Consider the following 20,071-nt stretch of genomic DNA (forward strand, 5'->3'; position numbering starts at 1 on the left):
GCCGTCCATGCCGAGCCCGCTGGCCGAAACCCTGCTGCGCTACACCGAGCGTCAGACTGGAGAGAGCCCGTTCTTCACGGCGATCCCGGGCGTGGCGGTGATGCGCTCGGACCAGCCCAAGCCGCCCAGCCACATCCTGTCGGGCCCGGCCGTGTGCCTGGTGGCCCAGGGCGCCAAGTGGGGCAATTTCGGCGGCCAGCAACTGGAGTACCGCGCCGGCCAGGCCTTGGTGATCGGGGTCGAGACGCCGTCGGTCGGCCGGGTGTTCGAGGCCCGGCCCGGCGCGCCGTGCCTGGTGCTGATGTTCGCCCTGGACCTCACCGTCCTGCGCGAAGTGGCCGAGACCCTGGAATCCCTGCCCGACGTCAGCGGCCCGCCGCGCCGGGGCGTGTTCGTCGCCGAGTTCGACGGCCCGCTGGCCGACTGCGCCCTGCGCCTGGCGCGTCTGCTGGAGACGCCCCAGGCGGTCCCGGCGCTGTATCCCGGGATCATGCGCGAGATCTGCTACTGGCTGTTGGTCGGCCCGCACGGCGGCGACATCGCCCGACTGGCCCTGAAGACCGGCCCGTCGCGCCACGTCACCGACGCCCTGCGGGCCTTGCGCGAGCGCTTCCGCGACACCGTCCGGGTCGAGGACCTCGCCCAGATCGCCCATCTGAGCGTCTCGGCCTTCCATCGCCAGTTCAAGGCCCTGACCTCTTACACGCCGCTGCAATACCAGAAGCACCTGCGGCTGCTGGAGGCCCGCCGGCTGATGGTCGCGCACGCCTTCAATGTCGAGGCCGCCGCCTTCGAGGTCGGCTATGAGAGCCCCTCGCAGTTCAGCCGGGAATATGCCCGCCTGTTCGGCGCGCCGCCCAAGCGGGACGTCCAGCGCCGGCAGGCCGCGCCCGAGCGCGACGCGGCCTAGGCTCGCTTATCGCGGGGCCAGATAGCGTCGGCCCGGACGGGACATGGGCGAGCGCAGAGCGCTCCACACGCGTTGCAGGGCCAGCACCCAGCCGAACGTCATTTCCCTATGGGTCTTGAGGGCTTCGTCCATCATCGTCGCCGCTCCTTCTGGTTCTTCGACACAACCGAAGATCGGCGTTATGCTGACGGAGAACAAACGCGGCCTCCTTGGCCGCCCATAAGGTCTGCTTATGGCTGATGTCCTCGCCCGCCTGCCGCTCAGCGCCATCCGCGTGTTCGAGGCGGCCGCGCGCCTGAAGAGCTTCACCCGCGCCGCCGAGGAGTTGGGCGTCACCCAGGCCGCCGTCAGCTGGCAGGTGAAGGCCCTGGAGCAGCAGCTGGATCAGCCGCTGTTCAACCGCCTGCCGCGCGAGGTGACCCTGACCCCGCCGGGCGAGCGCCTGTCGCGCGTGGCGACCGAGGCCCTGTCCCTGCTGCGCTCGGCCGTGTCGGACCTGGTCGAGACCGAGGAAGGCGTGCTGTCGATCACCACCGTCCAGAGCCTGGGCGGCCAGTGGCTGGCCCCGCGCCTGGGCGGCTTCCAGATCGCCCATCCGCGCATCGCCGTGCGGCTGGAGGCGTCCAGCCGGGTCATTGACCTGGGCCGCGAAGGCGTCGACATGGCCCTGCGCGGCGGCCAGGGCCAGTGGCCGGGCACGACATCACATTTCCTTATACCCGCCGTGCAGACGCCTCTTTGCACGCCGGAGTTCCTGGCCCGGGTCGGCGGGGTCGAGTGGCCAGACGACCTTATGGATCTGCCCCGCATCGGCGTCGCCCGCGAGTGGGCCGAGTGGTTCCAGGCCGCCGGCGTCGCGGGCGCCGACCGGGCCGCTCCGCGCCTGGCCTCGGACGCCCAGGCGCTGGAGGTGGCCAGCGCCCTGGCCCACCACGGCGTGGCCCTGGGCTCGCCGATCTTCTTCGCCCGCGAGCTGGCCGAGAAGCGGCTGGTCCAGCCGTTCGAGACCGTGGCCCGCTACACCGGCGGCTATTGGCTGGCCTATCCCAGCGATCGCTCGCGGGTGCGCAAGATCGCCGCCTTCCGCGACTGGGTGCTGGCCCAGGCCGCCGCCGACCCGCTGATCGCCCATTACGCGGCGATGGAGCCGACCGCGACCGAGGACGCCTCGCCGCTCAGCCGGCCGCTCTAGTCAAGCTTAAGTGCGATCGCACGCTTGTTGACAAAACCCCGTTCCGTGAGATGGTGGCTTCACCCCCGGCCCTGGCCGGGCTTCCAGACCGTCTCCTTTCTAGTGGACGGCCCTTTCCGGGCGGAGCCATCGGCCCCCGGAAGCAAAGAATGATGCTAGGGCGCGCCGAAACCACTGGCGCGCCCTATGTCGTTTCCAGGGCTCATCAGCCTGGGCCGGCAAGCCACAGAAGGGAATAATCCGTCGCAGGGCCGGGCTCCCACTGGATTTCGACGCACGATCCGCCCTATATCCCCGCCATGTCCGGCAAAACCCTCTACGACAAGATCTGGGACGCTCACGTCGTCAACGAAACCGACGGCGAGGCGATCCTCTATATCGACCTGCACCTCATCCACGAGGTCACCACCCCGCAGGCCTTCGCCGGCCTTCGCGCGGCCGGTCGCAAGGTGCGCCGGCCCGATCGCACCCTCGCCGTGGCCGACCACAATATCCCGACCGAGGGCCAGGCCCTGGGCGTCGACGCGGTGGCGGACGAGGAAGCGCGCCTGCAGCTGAAGACCCTTGCCCGCAACGTGGCGGACAACGGCATCGAATTCTTCCCGATGGGCGACATCCGCAACGGCATCGTCCACGTGGTCGGCCCCGAGCAGGGCCGCACCCAGCCGGGCATGACCATCGTCTGCGGCGACAGCCACACCTCGACCCACGGCGCCTTCGGGGCCCTGGCCCACGGCATCGGCACGTCGGAAGTCGAGCACGTCCTGGCCACCCAGACCCTGCGCCAGAAGAAGGCCAGGAACATGCTGGTCCGCGTCGACGGCAGCCTGGCGCCCGGCGTCACCGGCAAGGACATCGCCCTGGCCGTGATCGGCGAGATCGGCACCGCCGGCGGCACCGGCTATGTCATCGAGTTCGCCGGCCAGGCCGTGCGCGAACTGTCGATGGAGGGCCGCATGACCCTCTGCAACCTGACCATCGAGGGCGGCGCCAAGGCCGGTCTGGTGGCGCCGGACGACAAGACCTTCGAGTACATCAAGGGCAAGCCGTCGGCCCCGAAGGGCGCGGCCTGGGACATGGCCGTCAGCCACTGGAAGACCTGGTTCACCGACGAGGACGCCGTCTACGACCGCACCGTGGTCATCGACGGCGCGGCGCTGGTCCCCATGGTCACCTGGGGCACCTCGCCCGAGGACGTCGTGCCGGTCACCGGAAACGTCCCCGATCCGGAAAGCTTCGCCACGCCCGACAAGCGCGCGGCCGCCCACCGGGCGCTCGATTATATGGGCTTGACCGCTGGTCAACCGATCTCGGAAGCCCGCATCGACCGCGTCTTCATCGGCTCGTGCACCAACAGCCGCATCGAGGACATGCGCGCCGCCGCCGCCGTGGTCCAGGAAGCCTTCCTGCACGGCCGCCTCGTCGCGCCGCACGTCAAGGCCATGGTCGTTCCCGGCTCGGGCCTGGTGAAGGAACAGGCCGAGGCCGAAGGCCTGGACGCCATCTTCAAGGCCGCCGGCTTCGACTGGCGCGAGCCCGGGTGCTCGATGTGCCTGGCCATGAACCCCGACAAGCTGGCCCCGCAAGAGCGCTGCGCCTCGACCAGCAACCGCAACTTCGAAGGCCGCCAAGGCCGCGCCGGCCGCACGCATCTGGTGTCGCCAGCGATGGCGGCGGCGGCGGCGATCGCCGGTCACCTGGTGGACGTGCGGACGCTGTTGTCGTGATGGCTCTCGCCGCCCTGCTGATGGCGGCGGAGGCGGTGTCGTTTCCGCTGGTCCTGCCCAAGCCCGCGCACGTCGAGATGCGGGTCGAGCAGACGCGTGAGGACAGCCGTAACGGTCAGGTCAACCAGGTCAAGGTGACCAGCACTTTCGACAAGACGATCGCGCCGACCGCCGACGGCTATCGCGTCACGCTGAAGCCGCTGGAGACCAAGCTGCCGGACACCGGCTCGACGACCGAGCAGGCCAAGCTCCAGGCGATGGTCGAGAGCTTCTCCAAGCGCACCTACATCTATGCCGCCGACGAGAGCCTTCGTCCGACGGCGATGGAGGACTGGCCCGGCGTCGTGGCCGACATGGGCAAGACCCTTGCCATCATGGCCGCCGACCAGCCGAACGCCGCCAAGGCGCTGGAGACCACGGTCGCCATGTTCGCGCGGATGAGCCCCCAGCAGGCGGCCGGCGTCATGCTGCGCGAAGATGGCATGCTGACCATGCCGATCAACGCCACCTTCGAGGTGGGCAAGCCTCGCGTCTACGAGGACCAGTTGCCCAACCCCCTGGGGGGTCCGCCGATCAAGGCCGACGGGGCGATCAACCTTGAAAGCATCGACCAGGCCAAGGGCGTGGCCCTGGTGCGCTGGACCCTGACCCTGGACCCGAAATCAACCAGCGCCAGCATCAGCCAGGCGATCAAGGGCATGCTGGACGCGCAGGGCAAGTCCAACACGCCCGAGGCCGCCGCCATCATCGACAAGATCAAGCTGGAGCGCGCCAGCAGCTGCCTCTACGAGGTCGACCTGAAGATCGGCCTGCCCGTGAAGGCGGACTGCGCCACGCGGATCGTCAGCAGCGACCCGACCGGCCAGACCGCCACCCGCAACGAACGCTGGGTCATCACCCAGACCCTGAAGAACTGAAGGAGGGGCGCCATGAAAGCCTTCACTCGCCTCGACGGCCGCGCGGCTCCGCTGGAGCTGGCCAATATCGACACCGACCAGATCATCCCCAAGCAGTTCCTCAAGACCGTGGAACGCGAGGGCCTGGCCAAGGGCCTGTTCTACGATTTCCGCTTCGATGGCGACGGCAACGAGATCAGCGATTTCGTGCTGAACCGGCCGGAGTACAAGAACGCCAGCGTGCTGATCGCCGGCGACAATTTCGGCTGCGGCAGCTCGCGCGAACATGCGCCGTGGGCGCTGATGGACTTCGGGATCATGTGCGTGATCTCGACCAGCTTCGCCGACATCTTCAACAACAACTGCTTCAACAACGGCCTGCTGCCTGTGGTGGTGACGCCCGACGAGCTGTCGCTGCTGATGGACGAGGCCAAGGGCGGCAACCACATGGTCAGCGTCGACCTGGAGGCCCAGACCGTGGTCTCGCCGTCGGGCAAGACGATCTCGTTCGACATCGATCCGGTGCGCAAGGAGAAGATGCTCAAGGGCCTGGACGCCATCGGCGAGACCCTGCAGCACGGCGGCGATATCGATGTGTTCGAGAGCAAGCGCGCGATCAGCCAGCCCTGGCTGGAAGCCTGATCAACCTCCCCTCCCCTTGATGGGGAGGGGTAGGGGTGGGGTGGTGCGGCGGTAGATACCGTCACGGCCCCGCTCCATCCTGACAGGCTGGTTCACCCCATCCCCAACCCTTCCCCCATCCAAGGGGGAAGGGGGAGAATGCTGAGATGACCCTCATCCTCGCCGGCACGATCCGCATCGCCCCCGAGCGCCTGGCCGACCTGCGCCCCCATCTCCGCGCCCAGGTCGAGGGCACGCGCGCCGAGCCGGGCTGCCTGGACTACGCCCTGACCGAGGACCCGCTCGACCCCGGCCTGATCCGGGTCTACGAGCACTTCGAGAGCGACGCGGCCTTGGAATTCCATCGCGCGACCCCGCACATGGCCGCCTGGCGCGCCGCCTGCGCCGAACTGGGCGTGCACGGCCGCGACCTTCAGTCCTTCGACGTTTCCGACTACCGCAAAATCTGAGCGAGAAGCCCCATGTCCACCCTGCTCCTCCTGCCCGGCGACGGCATCGGCCCGGAAGTCTGCGCGCAGGTGCGCCGCGTCGCGGCCGCCATCACCCCGGACCTCGAGGTCTCCGAAGCCCCCTATGGCGGCTCCAGCTATGACGCCCACGGCACGCCGCTGCTGGACGAGGTCCGCGACCAGGCCATCGCCAGCGACGCGGTGCTGATGGGCGCCGTCGGCGGCCCTCAATGGGCCAACGCCCCGCGCCACCTGCGCCCGGAAGCGGGCCTGCTGGGCCTGCGCAAGGCGATGAACGTCTATGCCAACCTGCGCCCGGCCTATTGCTTCGAGGCCCTGGCCGGCGCCTCCAGCCTGAAGACCGAGCTGGTCTCGGGCCTGGACATCATGTTCGTGCGCGAGCTGGTCGGCGGCGTCTATTTCGGCGAGCCGCGCGGCATCGAGACCCTGGCCGACGGCCAGAAGAAGGGCTTCGACACCGCCGTCTACACCACCAGCGAGATCGAGCGCGTCGGCCGCGTGGCCTTCGAACTGGCCCGGGGCCGGACCAACAAGGTCCACTCGGCCGAGAAGTCGAACGTCATGGAGTCGGGCCTGCTGTGGAAGCAGGTGATCACCGAGCTGCACGCCCGCGAATACGCCGACGTCCAGCTGGAGCATATCCTGGCCGATAACTGCGCCATGCAGCTGGTCCGCGCGCCCAAGCAGTTCGACGTCATCGTCACCGACAACCTGTTCGGCGACATCCTGTCGGACGCCGCGGCCATGCTGACCGGCTCGCTGGGCATGCTGCCCTCGGCCGCCATCGGCGATCCGAACAAGCCGGGCCTGTACGAGCCGATCCACGGCTCGGCCCCCGACATCGCCGGCAAGGGCCTGGCCAATCCGCTGGCCGCCATCCTGTCGTTCGAGATGGCCCTGCGCTGGTCGCTGAAGCAGGTCGAGGCCGCCGATGCTCTTCTTGCGGCAGTCAAGAAGACTCTCGACCAAGGCGCGAAGACTCGCGATCTGGGCGGATCCCTGAACACTGCTCAAATGGGCGACGCTGTTATTGCGAATATTCACAATTAACAGAACCTTGTTCTTTGCAAATTTTGCAATGAGTTTTTAAGATTAATCGCCGATTTCCTGAAGCACTTCATGTGTGTTTCGGGGATTCGGCGATATGTCTTTCAAGGACCTGAATATACCTGCCAAACTCGGCGTGGCCTTCTGCACGCTGATCATCGTCTCGGCGATTTCATCCGCTGTGGTGTTCGCCAGTCTCAAGCGCATCGACGAGGCGTCGATCTCCAGCCAGCGCAGCATGTCCCTGGCCGCCCAGGCCGAGGAGATCATGGCCCTGGTGCTGGAGCAGCAGAACGCCCTGCGCGGCTACGCCCTGATGGGCGACCCGACCTTCGCCAAGACTTATGGCCAGGCCAAGGACAAGTTCGACGCCCGCCTGGACGCCTTCGAGGCCAAGACCACCGTCCCGGCCCAGAAGGACCGCATCCAGCACCTGCGCGCGGCGATGACCGCCTGGCGCCATGACATCGCCGATCCCGCGCTGGCGGCGATGGCCGACCCCGTAGCCGGCCGCGAACAGGCCAGCCAGCTGCTGGGCAAGAAGAGCCTGACCGAGATCCGCGCGGTGCAGCAGGAGCTGCTGGAAGCCGCCAAGGGTCGCGTGGCCGTCCGCATGCAGGAAGCCAAGGCCAATCAGGACCTGGCCAACCTGGCGCTGCTGATCGGCGGCGCGGCGGCCCTGGCCATCGCGGCCCTGATGGGCTGGCTGCTGTCGACCGCCATCGGCGCTCCCGTCGCGGCCATGACCGCCGCCATGCGCCGGCTTTCCGCCGGGGAGCTGGACATCGAAGTTCCCGCCGTGGGCCGCAAGGACGAGGTCGGCCAGATGGCCGACGCCGTGGCCCGCTTCAAGGACGCCGCGATCGAGAAGCTGCGCGTCGAGCGCGAGGCCGGCGCCCAGCGCGTGGCCGTCGACAACGAGCGCGCCGCCAACGAGGCCGAGAAGGCCGAGATCGCCCGCAGCGACGGGGTCAACATCGCCGCCTTGACCCAGGCTCTGGACCGCTTGGCGGCCGGCGACCTGACCCACCGCATCACCATCCCGTTCTCGCCCAAGGCCGAGAGCCTGAAGACCAATTTCAACGCCGCCGCCGACAAGATCCAGCAGGCCTTGCAGGCGATCAACGCCGCGACCGGCGGCGTCAACAGCGGCGCCGACGAGATCGCCGACGCCTCGGACAACCTCTCGCGCCGCACCGAGCAACAGGCCGCCAGTCTGGAAGAGACCGCCGCAGCGCTGGACGAGATCACCGCCACCGTCCGCAAGACCGCCGACGGCGCGCGCGAGGCCTCGGCCCTGGTGGCCCAGGCCCGCAACGGCGCCGAGCGCTCGGGCCAGATCGTCGACCAGGCGGTCAGCGCCATGAGCCAGATCGAAAGCTCGTCGGCCCAGGTCAACCAGATCATCGGCGTGATCGACGAGATCGCTTTCCAGACCAACCTCCTGGCGCTCAACGCCGGCGTCGAGGCGGCGCGCGCGGGTGAGGCCGGTCGCGGCTTCGCCGTCGTCGCCCAGGAAGTGCGGGCGCTGGCCCAACGTTCGGCGGACGCGGCCAAGGAGATCAAGACGCTGATCTCGACCTCGTCGCAGCAGGTCGGCGCGGGCGTGGACCTGGTGGCCCAGACCGGCGAGTCCCTGCGCGCCATCGTCGGCCAGGTGGCCTCGATCGACGCCTTGGTCCGCGAGATCGCCGCCTCGGCCCAGGAACAATCGACAGGCCTGCATCAGGTCAATGTCGCGGTGAACCAGATGGACCAGGTCGTCCAGCAGAACGCCGCCATGGTCGAGGAAGCCACCGCCGCCAGCCACTCGCTGAAGGGCGAGGCCGGCGAGCTGTCGGTGCTGGTCGGGCGGTTCCAGGTGGGCGCGGCCGAAACGCAGCGCCGCCGACGCGCGGCCTAGACGCCTTTCCCTGAACAGCGTTCACGTTCTAGGCTCCTCCCAACGACAAGAGTTGGGAGGAGCCGATGATCGCGGGCCTGATGCAGACGACGCCGCTGATGATCAGCGGCATCCTGACCTATGCCGCCCAGGCCCACGGGGCGCGCGAGATCGTCTCCAAGCTGATCGACGAGCCGACGTGGGCTTACGACTATGCGGGCCTGGCCCGTCGCAGCGCCCAGCTGGCGAACGCCCTGAAGCGCCTGGGCGTGGGGCCCGGCGACCGCGTCACGTCCCTCGCCTGGAACACCCACAGGCATCTGGAGCTGTTCTACGCCGTCCCCGGGATCGGCGCGGTGCTGCACACGGCCAATCCCCGCCTGTTCGACGAGCAGATCGTCTACACGGTCAATCACGCGGAAAGCGGCGTGCTGTTCTACGACCGCAGCTTCGCCGCCCTGGTCGAGCGGATCAGGCCGCAACTGACCACGGTGAAGACCTTCGTCATGCTGTCGGCCGACGACTACGACGCCCTGATCGCCGGCGAGGCCGAGGCCATCGACTGGCCGGTCTTCGACGAGAATGCCGGCGCCTTCCTCTGCTACACCTCGGGCACGACGGGCGATCCCAAGGGGGTGCTCTATTCGCACCGCGCCGTGGTGCTGCACGCCATGACCGGCGGCCTGAACAGCGCGTTCGGCTTCACGGCGTTCGACGTGGTCATGCCCTGCTCCAGCCTCTACCACGCCACCGCCTGGGGCCTGCCGTTCAGCGCGCCGATCTGCGGGGCCAAGCTGGTCCTGCCCGCCGACAAGATGGACGGCGCGTCCCTACACGCGCTGATCGAGGGCGAGGGTGTCACCTTCACCGGCGGCGTGCCGACCATCTGGACGATGTATCTGGATTGGCTGGAGAAGACCGGCCAGCGGCCGGACAGCCTCAAGAAGGTCGTCATCGGCGGCAGCGCCGTGCCGCGCGCCATGGCCGAAGCCTTCAAGCGGCTCTACGGCGTCCAGACCCTGCAGATTTGGGGCATGACCGAGACCTGTCCGATCGGCGTCGTCTCGACCCCCACCCCGGCCCTCGCCGCCCTGGGCGAAGAGGCCATGGATGAGGCCATCTGGACCCGCCAGGGCCGGCTGCAGTTCGGCATCGCGTTGCGGGTCGAGCTGGAGGACGGGACCGAGGCCCCGCACGACGGCGAGACCTCCGGCGCCCTGCTGGTGCGCGGCCCGTGGACGGTGCGGCGCTACTTCCGCAAGGAGGCGGACGTCGCCCGCGCCGACGGCTGGTTCGACACCGGCGACATCGCCACCCTGGACGCTCACGGCTTCATGCGCATCACCGACCGCCAGAAGGACGTCATCAAGTCCGGCGGCGAATGGATCAGCTCCATCGACCTGGAAAACGTCGCCGCCGGCTGCCCCGGCGTGAAGATCGCCGCCGTGGTCGGCGTCCCCCACCCCAAGTGGGAGGAGCGGCCGCTGCTGGTCATCGAAGCCCACGACGGCGCGGCGATCGGCAAGGCCGAGGTGCTGGACTACCTCGCGCCTCGGATCGTCAAGTGGTGGACGCCGGACGACGTGGTGTTCGCCGCCGTGCCGCTGACCGCCACGGGCAAGATCGATAAGAAGGTCTTGCGTGAAGCCTGGAAGGGCCACCTCACGGAGTGAGCCCTACAGCTTGAGCCGCCAGCTCTCCGACACCAGGTCCTCGCCGAAGCCATCATAAGGCCAGCTTGTCTCTAGCTGGAACCCGAACCGCGCGTAGAGCCGGCGCGCGGGCAGCAGGTTGCTCTGCGTCCACAGCACCATCTCGGCATAGCCGGCCTCGCGGGCGCGGGCGATGCAGGCGCTGATCAGGGCCTCGCCGACGCCCAGGCCCCGCGCCGTCGGTTCGACCAGCAGCAGGCGCAGGCGGCCGACCGTGTCGCTTTCCCTGGCCAGCATGATCGAGCCGACATTCCGGCCGTCATGCTCGGCGATCCAGCAGGCGTCGAAGGCCGGGTCGTAGGTCTTGACGTAGTCGGAGACCACGCCGGCCACCACGCCCTCGAACCGGTGGTCCCAGCCCTCCTCGGCGGCGTAGAGCGCGCCATGGCGCTGGACGATCCAGCCCAGGTCGCCCGGCCCCGGCGCGCGCAGCGTGACGCTCATGCCTCGACCAGCGCCTTCAGCTTGGCCAGGTCCCGCGCCACCGCCGCCGCGTCGCGATCATAGGCGGCGTCGTCGAACATGTTGGCCGGCCGGTAGAGGGTCATGCCGACCTCGGCCCCCTCGCCATTGGCGACCACGCGCAGCGGCATGTAGAGCTCGGTCCCGTCCGGCAGGGTCACCCAGTGGTCGAGCACGCCATAGGCGTTCTCCGGCGAGAACTTCACGTGGACGTCGCCGCCCGGCCCGTGGGCCACCCATCGCTCGCCGTCCTTCGTCAGGCCCGAGGCCAGGCCCGCCGCCCACTTGGTGAAGCTCTCGGGATCCTTGGTGAAGGCGTAGACCGCCGCCGCCGGCTTGTGGATGCGGATGCTGATGTGCCGGGACTCGAACATGAAGCCTGCTCCGTCGTCATCTGGGGGTCTCCATCTGACGACGGCCGCAGCGCCTAGCGCAAGAGGTCAGCGCTCGCTGTCGAGGTGGTGCATCATCGCCTCGGCGTAGCGCGTGCCCGCCACCGCTTCGGCCGGCACGGCGGCCTCGATGGCGGCCAGGTCCGCAGGCGTCAGGTCCACCGCCAGCGCGCCCAGGGCCTCGCTCAGGCGGTCGCGACGACGGGCCCCGATCAGCGGCACGATGTCGTCGCCGCGTGAGGCCACCCAGGCGATGGCGGCCTGGGCCGTGGTCACGCCCTTGGCCTCGGCGACGCCGCGCAGGGCCTCGACCAGCGCCAGGTTGGCGTCCAGGTTCTCGCCCTGGAAGCGCGGGCTGATGGCGCGGAAGTCGCGACCGACGCCCTCGCTGCGGGCCTTGCTCCAGTGGCCGCTGATCAGGCCGCGCGACAGCACGCCATAGGCTGTCATGCCGATGCCCAGCTCGCGCAGGGTCGGCAGGATCTCGGCCTCGACGCCGCGCGAGACCAGCGAATATTCGATCTGCAGGTCGACAATCGGGGCTACTTTGGCGGCGCGACGGATGGTCTCCGCGCCCATTTCCGACAGGCCGATGTGGCGGACATAGCCGGCCTGGACCATCTCGGCGATCGCCCCGACCGTGTCCTCGATCGGCACGTCCGGATCCAGGCGCGCCGGGCGGTAGATGTCGATGTAGTCCGTGCCCAGGCGCTTGAGGCTGTAGGCCAGGAAGTTCTTGATGGCGTTGGGCCGGCCGTCATAGCCCAGGAAGCCGCCGGCCGGATCGCGCAGGGCGGCGGTCTTGACGCTGATCACGATCTGGTCGCGCTTGTGGTTCTTCAGCGCCTCGCCGATCAGCATCTCGTTGTGGCCCATGCCGTAGAAGTCGCCGGTGTCGACCAGGGTGATCCCGGCCTCGATGGCGGCGTCGAAGGTGGCCAGGCTCTCGGCCCGGTCGCTGGGGCCGTACATGTCCGACATGCCCATGGCGCCCAGGCCGAAGGCGGAAACGATAGGGCCGGTACGGCCGAGTTGACGGGTCTTCATGGCGGTCTCTCCGTGTGGTGCGGAGGGTTATGCGCCCGAACAGGTCGTGCGATAATCCAAGCAAGTCCGTACGGGCTGTTCTGGATTTCGCACAATGCAGCACGCCGACTTCGCCGATCTCGACGCCTTCACCGCCGTGGCCCAGGCCCGCGGCTTCCGCGCCGCCGCCACGGTGCGCAACGTCTCGGCCTCGTCGCTGAGCGAGGCCGTGCGGCGGCTGGAGACCCGCCTGGGCGTGCGCCTGCTCAACCGCACCACCCGCAGCGTCACCCCCACCGAGGCCGGCCAGAAACTGCTGGAGCGCCTTTCTCCCGCCCTGGCCGACGTCGCCCTGGCCCTGGACGAGGTCAACGCCTTCCGCGACAGCCCGACCGGCACGCTGCGCCTGAACGTCGCCACCGTCGTCGCCCGCTACGTGCTGCCGAAATTCCTGCCGCGCTTCCTGATCGCCCATCCCGGCGTGTCGGTGGAGATCATGGCCGACGACAGCTTCATCGACGTGCTGGCGGCAGGCTTCGACGCCGGGGTGCGCTACGACGAGCGGCTGGAGAAGGACATGATCGCCGTGCCGCTGTCGGGCCCGCAGCGGTTCGTCACGGCCGGCTCACCCGACTATTTTGCCACTCACGGCCGCCCCACGCACCCCCGCGAGATCCTCGACCACGCCTGCATCCGCCACCGCTTCGCCAGCGGCGTCTCCTATCCCTGGGAGTACGAGAAAGACGGCCAGGTCATCCGCATCGACCCGCCCGGCCGCCTGATCAGCAGCAGCGTCGACCTGGAACTGGCCGCCTGCGAGGCGGGCCTGGGCCTGATGACCATCTTCGAGGACGTCCTGGCGGCGTCCATCGCGGCGGGGCGGCTGGAGACGGTGCTGGACGACTGGCTGCCGCCGTTTTCAGGGCCGTATCTGTACTATCCGAGCAGAAGGCACATGCCGGCGCCGCTGCGGGCGTTCGTGGATTTCGTGAAGGCGGAGCGGGGGTAAAGCGTCGGCTAGGGCTCGTTAGCGGACTCGGCAACACACCATTCGGGCGCCGTAAATGACCGTAGCGCGGTAAGATGCTCGTTCGACGACGAGGGCCGCATGCCGGATCAGCTCTACATCCACATAGCGCAGGCAGCGAAGTCTTGTACGGACCCTGCGATTCTATGCTGGATGGAAAGCCATCCAGGGTTGGCCTCCTGGGCGCAGTTCGCTGGCTCTATGCTCGCGATTATGATTGCTCTGTTCGCGGCGTGGCTGCCTCGCTACTTCGAAAAACTCGACCGACGCTCACGGGCCCAGCGAGCGAGACCGCTACTCGGCGAAGCAATGTCAGCAGCACGGACCGATGCTTTAGAGGTATTTCGCTGCTCCGTATCTTCACCTAATGAAATCAAATCAATCGAACTTGGTGACACCATCACCAAATTCGAAAAAGTCGCTTGGGGAGATCTGAGCGATCGCGACCACAGTTTAGGGATGTTCGCATATCGGCACGCGCAGCAAGTCGCATTAGAGAAAGAAAAGATCGAACGAAGCATAGAATCGAAAAAAGATATAACCCTTCTTGCAAAGATAATATCCGCTCAATATGATTTCTTACACGCACTCCACATGAATTTTCTTAAAAGTAAATAGCCCAATAGATTTCCGAAGCAGCATCAGATTGACACCAGCGCCGCCTCCTGGCCCCTACTCATGCCCCCTCGTCGCCTTCCGACCTTGGTCGGTGCGATCCTTAAATCTCTTGGAGGCTGCAGCGTGCAGGGCTGATCAGGTCAGTCAAGGACCGCCTCCGGCGGCCGCACGCGGCGACGCGCAGCGTCGTCCTTGAGTGACCTGATCAGCCCTGCGATCGTCTCGCCGTGAGATGTAAGGAGGGCGCTCTTCCGTGGTCGGAAGGCGTCTTTGGACGGAAGCGGGGTCGCCCACAGGAAACCCTCTCTCTAAGAGAGAGGGGATTGAGGGCGCTTTGTCCTCGGCGTTCACGAGATCGAACCCAGCGAAATCAAGCGCTTGTCGATTTTACGCACCTCTGAATGATCCGCCTTCAGCGCCGCCCCATACTCTTCCTCACCTGACAGCGCGAAAGGGACGTCCGGCCGGCGATCGTGACGGCTGTCAGGGGCGGTCGAGCGGGTAGCGTTCATCGGCGCGGAGGAAACTCCGCAACTGCATCCTTCTAGCGGCGGTCGGCCCTGGAACACAGAAACGACGTGGGATGTCGGGTCGATGGCGCAACAGGTACGGGCTGAAACCGCCTGTGCATTCCGGACGAGGCAGCCAGCCTCTCCGCCCGTCGGAGGCGATGTCGGAAGCGGGTTAAAACCCCGCGCTTTGACGGCTTCCGGATAACGGCTGCGCGGGGCGCCTGGCTTCGTCGAAACGGTACTTCACTCACACACTCCGGGCGTGGCCCGGCGCTCCGCGGTCCCTTTCTTGAACTTCAGCGAGTGATCGCGTGAAGCAGTGGACGTGCGTCCAGCTCAGCACAGGCCCCCACCTGACCTGCTGCGCAGGTCTGTCCGCCCCCAAGCGGGGCGGAGAGTAGAGCGCTCTCCTCCCCCGCTTGGGGGAGGGGGACCGGCGAAGCCGGTGGAGGGGCCAGCGCTGTGCATTGACTCCCCCGCCCGCCCCCGTATTTTCCGCCGCGTTCGCGTGACTGGCGTTGAAGGTGGGAAACCACCGGGGAGCTCGAACCTCATAAGCCGCGCGCCTGGGCTCCCTTCTGACAACCACAGACCTGGAGTCCGCCGTGCCCGCAGCGCCCGATTATCCGTCCGCCCCCGATCTCGTCGCCCCCAAGCGCGCCCTGCTGTCGGTCTCCGACAAGACCGGCCTGGTCGAAGCCGCCCAGGTGCTGCACGCCGCCGGCGTCGAGCTGGTCTCGACCGGCGGCACCAAGGCCGCGATCGCCGCGGCCGGGATTCCGGTGAAGGACGTCTCGGACCTGACGGGCTTCCCCGAGATGATGGACGGCCGGGTGAAGACCCTGCACCCGGTGGTGCACGGCGGCCTGCTAGGCGTTCGGGATGCTCCCGAACATGCCCAAGCCATGGCCGACCACGGCATCGGCGGCATCGATATCCTGTACGTGAACCTCTATCCGTTCGAGGCGACCGTCGCGAAGGGCGGCAGCTACGCCGAGTGCGTCGAGAACATCGACATCGGCGGCCCGGCCATGATCCGCTCGGCGGCCAAGAACCACGGCTATGTCGCCGTCTGCACCGACCCGACGGACCTGGCCGAAGTGCTGGAAGCCCTGAAGGCCGGCGGGACGACGCTCGCCCTGCGCCAGACCCTGGCGGCCCGCGCCTATGCCCGCACGGCGGCCTATGACGCGGCGATCTCGGCCTGGTTCGCCCAAGTCTTGGAAGAGGGGCCGCTGGAGCAGGACTTCCCAGCCCGCAAGTCGATCGCCGGCGAGCTGCGCCAGACCATGCGCTATGGCGAGAACCCGCACCAGAAGGCGGCCTTCTACACCTTCCCCAACCCGCGCACCGGGGTGGCCACGGCGACCCAGCTGCAGGGCAAGGAGCTCAGCTACAACAACATCAACGACACCGACGCGGCCTTCGAGCTGATCGCCGAGTTCGATCCTGCTCAGGGTCCGGCCGTGGCGATCATCAAGCACGCCAATCCGTGCGGCGTGGCGGTCGGCGCCAACCAGCGCGAGGCCTATGAGCGGGCCCTGGCCTGCGACCCGACCTCGGCCTTCGGCGGCATCGTGGCGGTGAACTCGCGCCTGACCCGCGAGGCTGCGGAAGCGATGGTCGAGATCTTCACCGAGGTGGTCATCGCCCCCGAGGCCGACGACGACGCCATCGCCGTGTTCGCGGCCAAGAAGAACCTGCGCCTGCTGGTCACCGGCGGCCTGCCCGACCCGCTGTCGACCGGCGACACCTTCAAGAGCGTGGCCGGCGGCTTCCTGGTGCAGTCGCGCGACGACGCGCGGATCAAGGCCTCGGACCTGAAGATCGTGACGAAGCGCCAGCCGACGGAAGACGAGATCCGTGACATGCTGTTCGCCTTCACCGTCGGCAAGCACGTCAAGTCCAACGCCATCGTCTATGCCCGCGCCGGCCAGACCCTGGGCGTCGGCGCCGGCCAGATGAACCGCAAGGACTCGGCTCGCATCGCGGCGCTGCGGGCCGCCGATTTCGGGCTCGACCTGAAGGGCTGCGCCTGCGCCTCGGAGGCCTTCTTCCCATTCGCCGACGGCCTGATCCAGGCGGCGGAAGCGGGCGCGACGGCGATCATCCAGCCGGGCGGCTCGATGCGCGATCCTGAAGTGATCGAGGCGGCCGACAAGCTTGGCCTCACAATGGCCTTCACCGGTGTGCGAGTGTTCCGGCACTAGCTCTGCTTTGAGGTGAAGATGGACAGCGCCGCCTGGGGCGAGAAGGTCGCCAAGCACTCCCGGGTGTTCAAGCCCGCGGGTCCGGGACCGTTCCCGGTGGCGCTGATCCTGCACGGCTGCGGTGGCAAGACGCCGTTCCTCGAGGAATACGCCCGAACGGCTGTGCAGCAAGGATGGGCGGCCGTGGTGGTCGACAGCTTGAAGCCGCGCGGCATGTCCAGCCTGGACGCCAAGCTGTTCGTCTGCACGGGCGTGGCGCTGCGCGGCCTGACGCGGGCCGCCGACGTCTTCGCCATGCTGGCCTGGCTGGAGACGCAAGCCTGGGCCGATGCGAACCACGTCTTCCTGGCCGGCTGGAGCCATGGCGGCTGGACGATCATGGACAGCTACGCGATCGGCGAGAACGCGGCGCGGGCCACCAAGCTGGCCGACGCCGATCCGGCCCGGCTGCGGCGATCGGTGAAGGGCGCGCTGCTCGTCTATCCGTATGCCGGCTATCCGTCCCTGACCTCGCGCCGGGGCTGGGGCGAGGGCCCGCCGGTCTGGTCCGTGCTGGCCCGCAAGGACGCCGTGGTCGGCTGGAAGCTGCCCGCCAAGGCGCTGGACCGGCTGGCGGGCGACGGGCTGCGCGTGGATCGCGTCATGTTCGACGACGCCACCCACGCCTTCGACGACGACAAGGCCAACGATCCCCGGGCGCGGTACAGGCCCGACCTTTTCCAGGAGGTGCGAACCTATTTCACCGGCGCGCTGACGGCTTGCGGCTAGGCCAGAGCGGCTTCGAGCTTGGGCCGACGCAGACGGGTCGGGCCGCGATAGAGGCGGCGCCAGACCCACTCGAGTGGGCCCATCTCGAACCGGTCCATCCACCAGCGTGACCACAGGATCTGGACGATCCAGGTCGCCACGGTCAGGGCCGCCAGCCCCGGCCGATCGACCTTGCCGTGGAGCGCCAAGCCCCGGCCGCCGTAGAAGATCGCGGTCATGATCAGCGACTGGGTCAGATAGTTCGTGAACGCCATCTGCCCGACCGGGGCCAGGGTCTTGGGGATGGCGCTCCAGAAGCCTTTCGACCGGGCGGCGAAGACCATCAGGCCGACATAGGCCAGGGTCGTCAGAGGCGCGGTCATCCACTGGATGCCCGTGAAGATCATGCCCAGGGGGCGCGGTAGGCCCAGCATCAACTGGGCGACGATCAGGCCGGCGATGACGGCCGAGGCGGTCAGGCCGACGGCGATCAGATTGACATAGGTCCGCTTGCTGGCCTCCCCGGTCAGCACGCCCAGCTTGAAGCAGCCCAGGCCGATCATCATCAGGGCCGAGGTCATGACGAAGATGAAGGGCTCGCCGGGCAGGAATTCCAGGCGATCCTTGGCGTTCTGGATCAGCGACTGCAGGAACGTCCCGCCGTACTGGACCTCGGCCGCCTTGGATTGGGCGATGGCCTTGGCGGTCTCCAGAGCGGCCTTGGCCGCATCGTGCTGGAAGACGATGGCGGCGGTCATGCCGGCCGTCATCAGGAGCGAGAACACGACCCAGATGGTCACCCCGGTGCGGATCAGCTTCTTCGGCGCCCAGGACCGGACCCGCAGCACCGCAAAGCCGGCCAGGGCATAGCTCAGCAGCACGTCGCCGAACCAGATCGCGAAGCCGTGCAACAGGCCAAACAGCACCATCCAGGCCAGGCGCTTCCTCAGGATCGCGCCGCGCTCCAGGTCCGAGCGCTCGCCGCCGACCAGGAAGATCGAGACGCCGAACAGCATGGCGAACAGGGTCACGAACTTGCGCTGGAACAGCCACTGGGTGACGGCCCAGACGCCCAGGGTCGCCGGCCCGGTCCCGTGCGGCCAGTGGGCCACCGACTCCGACAGCGGCGGGGCCACCGCGAAGTCCGGCATGTTGCACAGCAGGATGCCCAGCACGCCGAGACCTCTCAGCGAGTCGAGCAGAACGATGCGATCCTTGGTCATGAGCTCCCCCTCAGGAAGAGAGCCTGCCCTGTTCCGCCCTACGGGACAACTGGGGCGCGTCTCGGCGCGCTGGCCAAAACGAGGGCGCCCAGGGCCATGAACGCCGCCGAGACCACGACGGCGATCCGCTGGTCGCCGGCCAGGCGGGTGCCGATGGCGATGACCAGCGGCGCCAGGAAGGCCGTGGCCTTGCCCGACAGCGCATAGAGCCCGAACCACCGCCCGGTCTCGCCGGCTGGCGCCAGCTCGGCCATCCAGGCGCGCAAGGACGACTGGGCCGTGCCGAAGGTCAGGCCGACGAAGGTCGAGAAGAACAGGAAGGTCCGCTCCGGCACGCTGGAGAACAGCCCCTCGACCGCCTGGGCCGGGGTCACGAGGATGACGAAGAAGATCGTCTCCTTGCCGACCATCCCGACGCCGGCCGCGCCGAACAGCACCACGCCGGTGGCGATCAGCACCGTGGCCTTCGAGCCCAGCTTCTGATCGACCCGCCCGCCGATGAACGTGCCGATCCCGGCCGCCACCGACAGCAGGATCGCATAGAGCCCCAGCTGCGTCGTCGTCCAGCCGAACAGGCCCGCCGCCAGCACGCCGCCAAAGGCGATGAAGCTGGAAATGCCGTCGCCCAGCAGCATCCGCCCGATCAGGAACTTCAGCATGTGCGGCCGACTGGGCAGGCTGCGGATCGTCGCCCACAGCTGCGCCAAAGGCTTCTCGCCGGCGCCCTCGGAGGGCTTGGGCGCGACCAGCATCAGCGGCCAGGCGAACGCCAGGAACCACACGGCCACCAAGGGCCCGACGATCCGGTCCGGCTCGTGCAAGGCCTTGGACAGGCCCAGCATCGGGACCTTGGGCAGCGAGAAGCAGAAGAGGACGATGAACAGGGTGATCAGCGCCCCGACATAGGCCAGGGCCCAGGCTGTACCCGACAGCCGCCCGATCTGCCCCGGCTTGGCCACCACCGGCAGCAGGGCGTTCATCACCGTGACGCCCAGCTCGGCCACGACGCTGGCCACGACCAGGCAGCCGAGGATGAACGGGATGCGCGAGGTCTCGCCCGGAGCCGCCCACCACAGGCCGGCGCTGGCGATCACGAACGGAACGGCCAAGAGGACCAGCCAAGTGCGCGGATTGCGCCGGGCGTCCAGCGTCGCGCCCAGCAGCGGGCTCAGCACCGCGATGGCCAGGCCCGACACCACGCCGGCATAGCCGAGCAGGCTCTGCCCTCGCACCGGATCGCCGACGAAGCCGGCGGCGAAATAGGGCGTGAAGATGAAGGTCGCGATCAGCGCCCAATAGGGCTGCTGGGCCCACTCGTAGAGCGTCCAGGCAACTCGCCGACGATCGCCCTGATCCATGCTACACGCTCCCTCTTA

The 20,071-nt window shown here is 68.1% G+C and carries 19 protein-coding genes and 1 riboswitch; of the genes, 13 read left to right on the forward strand and 6 right to left on the reverse strand.

Features of this window, described 5'->3' with window-relative positions:
* Positions 1–7 precede the first annotated feature (7 nt).
* The 9 genes from AC07YH_RS13220 to AC07YH_RS13260 all read left to right on the forward strand — a co-directional run bounded on the left by AC07YH_RS13220 (position 8) and on the right by AC07YH_RS13260 (position 10,439).
* A complete protein-coding gene (locus AC07YH_RS13220) occupies positions 8–910 on the forward strand; it encodes an AraC family transcriptional regulator (protein ID WP_494747446.1) in 903 nt (300 codons plus the stop codon).
* 232 nt (positions 911–1,142) lie between these two features.
* A complete protein-coding gene (locus AC07YH_RS13225) occupies positions 1,143–2,102 on the forward strand; it encodes a LysR substrate-binding domain-containing protein (RefSeq protein WP_494747447.1) in 960 nt (319 codons plus the stop codon).
* A gap of 299 nt (positions 2,103–2,401) precedes the next feature.
* A complete protein-coding gene (leuC, locus tag AC07YH_RS13230; protein WP_494747448.1) occupies positions 2,402–3,829 on the forward strand; it encodes a 3-isopropylmalate dehydratase large subunit in 1,428 nt (475 codons plus the stop codon).
* Complete coding sequence (locus AC07YH_RS13235) at positions 3,829–4,746, forward strand: hypothetical protein (RefSeq protein ID WP_494747449.1); 918 nt, start codon at positions 3,829–3,831, stop codon at positions 4,744–4,746. The genes leuC and AC07YH_RS13235 overlap by 1 nt, the downstream gene beginning before the upstream one ends.
* A 12-nt stretch (positions 4,747–4,758) precedes the next feature.
* Positions 4,759–5,367 (forward strand): 3-isopropylmalate dehydratase small subunit, encoded by a 609-nt coding sequence (gene leuD, locus AC07YH_RS13240; RefSeq protein ID WP_494747450.1) that lies wholly within the window; start codon positions 4,759–4,761, stop codon positions 5,365–5,367.
* 146 nt (positions 5,368–5,513) lie between these two features.
* Positions 5,514–5,816, forward strand: a complete 303-nt coding sequence (locus AC07YH_RS13245) for a putative quinol monooxygenase (RefSeq protein ID WP_494747451.1) — start codon at positions 5,514–5,516, stop codon at positions 5,814–5,816.
* Between the two features lie 12 nt (positions 5,817–5,828).
* Positions 5,829–6,887 carry a 3-isopropylmalate dehydrogenase gene (gene leuB, locus AC07YH_RS13250; protein ID WP_494747452.1) on the forward strand — a complete coding sequence of 353 codons (1,059 nt, stop codon included), beginning with the start codon at positions 5,829–5,831 and terminating at the stop codon, positions 6,885–6,887.
* Positions 6,888–6,981: 94 nt separating this feature from the next.
* Positions 6,982–8,787 carry a methyl-accepting chemotaxis protein gene (locus tag AC07YH_RS13255; protein ID WP_494747453.1) on the forward strand — a complete coding sequence of 602 codons (1,806 nt, stop codon included), beginning with the start codon at positions 6,982–6,984 and terminating at the stop codon, positions 8,785–8,787.
* 65 nt (positions 8,788–8,852) lie between these two features.
* Positions 8,853–10,439, forward strand: coding sequence for a long-chain fatty acid--CoA ligase (locus tag AC07YH_RS13260; protein ID WP_494747454.1), 1,587 nt, complete (start codon positions 8,853–8,855; stop codon positions 10,437–10,439).
* A 3-nt stretch (positions 10,440–10,442) separates the two neighbouring features.
* Here the strand turns inward: AC07YH_RS13260 and AC07YH_RS13265 are convergent, their stop codons facing one another.
* The 3 genes from AC07YH_RS13265 to AC07YH_RS13275 form a co-directional block, all read right to left on the reverse strand.
* Positions 10,443–10,922 carry a GNAT family N-acetyltransferase gene (locus AC07YH_RS13265; RefSeq protein ID WP_494747455.1) on the reverse strand — a complete coding sequence of 160 codons (480 nt, stop codon included), beginning with the start codon at positions 10,920–10,922 and terminating at the stop codon, positions 10,443–10,445.
* Entirely contained in the window at positions 10,919–11,314 is a 396-nt protein-coding gene (locus AC07YH_RS13270; RefSeq protein ID WP_494747456.1) for an SRPBCC family protein, read from the reverse strand. Before AC07YH_RS13270 ends, AC07YH_RS13265 begins: the two co-directional genes overlap by 4 nt.
* A 66-nt stretch (positions 11,315–11,380) precedes the next feature.
* Positions 11,381–12,379, reverse strand: a complete 999-nt coding sequence (locus AC07YH_RS13275; RefSeq protein WP_494747457.1) for an aldo/keto reductase — start codon at positions 12,377–12,379, stop codon at positions 11,381–11,383.
* A 94-nt stretch (positions 12,380–12,473) separates the two neighbouring features.
* On the opposite strand from AC07YH_RS13275, the gene AC07YH_RS13280 reads away from it, so the two are divergent.
* A complete protein-coding gene (locus AC07YH_RS13280) occupies positions 12,474–13,367 on the forward strand; it encodes a LysR family transcriptional regulator (RefSeq protein WP_494747458.1) in 894 nt (297 codons plus the stop codon).
* A gap of 99 nt (positions 13,368–13,466) precedes the next feature.
* Entirely contained in the window at positions 13,467–14,003 is a 537-nt protein-coding gene (locus tag AC07YH_RS13285; protein WP_494747459.1) for a hypothetical protein, read from the forward strand.
* A gap of 347 nt (positions 14,004–14,350) precedes the next feature.
* Here the strand turns inward: AC07YH_RS13285 and AC07YH_RS13290 are convergent, their stop codons facing one another.
* Positions 14,351–14,515, reverse strand: a complete 165-nt coding sequence (locus AC07YH_RS13290) for a hypothetical protein (protein ID WP_494747460.1) — start codon at positions 14,513–14,515, stop codon at positions 14,351–14,353.
* A 498-nt stretch (positions 14,516–15,013) separates the two neighbouring features.
* Positions 15,014–15,094, forward strand: a riboswitch (ZMP/ZTP riboswitch).
* Positions 15,095–15,120: 26 nt separating this feature from the next.
* On the opposite strand from AC07YH_RS13290, the gene purH reads away from it, so the two are divergent.
* On the forward strand, positions 15,121–16,725 hold the full coding sequence (gene purH, locus AC07YH_RS13295) for a bifunctional phosphoribosylaminoimidazolecarboxamide formyltransferase/IMP cyclohydrolase (RefSeq protein WP_494747461.1): 1,605 nt from the start codon (positions 15,121–15,123) through the stop codon (positions 16,723–16,725).
* 12 nt (positions 16,726–16,737) lie between these two features.
* Positions 16,738–17,493 (forward strand): dienelactone hydrolase family protein, encoded by a 756-nt coding sequence (locus AC07YH_RS13300; protein ID WP_494747462.1) that lies wholly within the window; start codon positions 16,738–16,740, stop codon positions 17,491–17,493.
* On the opposite strand, the gene AC07YH_RS13305 is transcribed toward AC07YH_RS13300, so the two are convergent.
* Together AC07YH_RS13305 and AC07YH_RS13310 are read right to left on the reverse strand one after the other, a co-directional pair.
* On the reverse strand, positions 17,490–18,695 hold the full coding sequence (locus AC07YH_RS13305) for a DUF418 domain-containing protein (RefSeq protein ID WP_494747463.1): 1,206 nt from the start codon (positions 18,693–18,695) through the stop codon (positions 17,490–17,492). The two genes, AC07YH_RS13300 and AC07YH_RS13305, sit on opposite strands and share 4 nt — an antisense overlap.
* Before the next feature lie 38 nt (positions 18,696–18,733).
* Positions 18,734–20,053, reverse strand: a complete 1,320-nt coding sequence (locus tag AC07YH_RS13310) for an MFS transporter (RefSeq protein ID WP_494747464.1) — start codon at positions 20,051–20,053, stop codon at positions 18,734–18,736.
* Positions 20,054–20,071 lie beyond the last annotated feature (18 nt).

It is taken from the genome of Caulobacter sp. GW456-12-1-14-TSB4 (genome assembly GCF_059424195.1).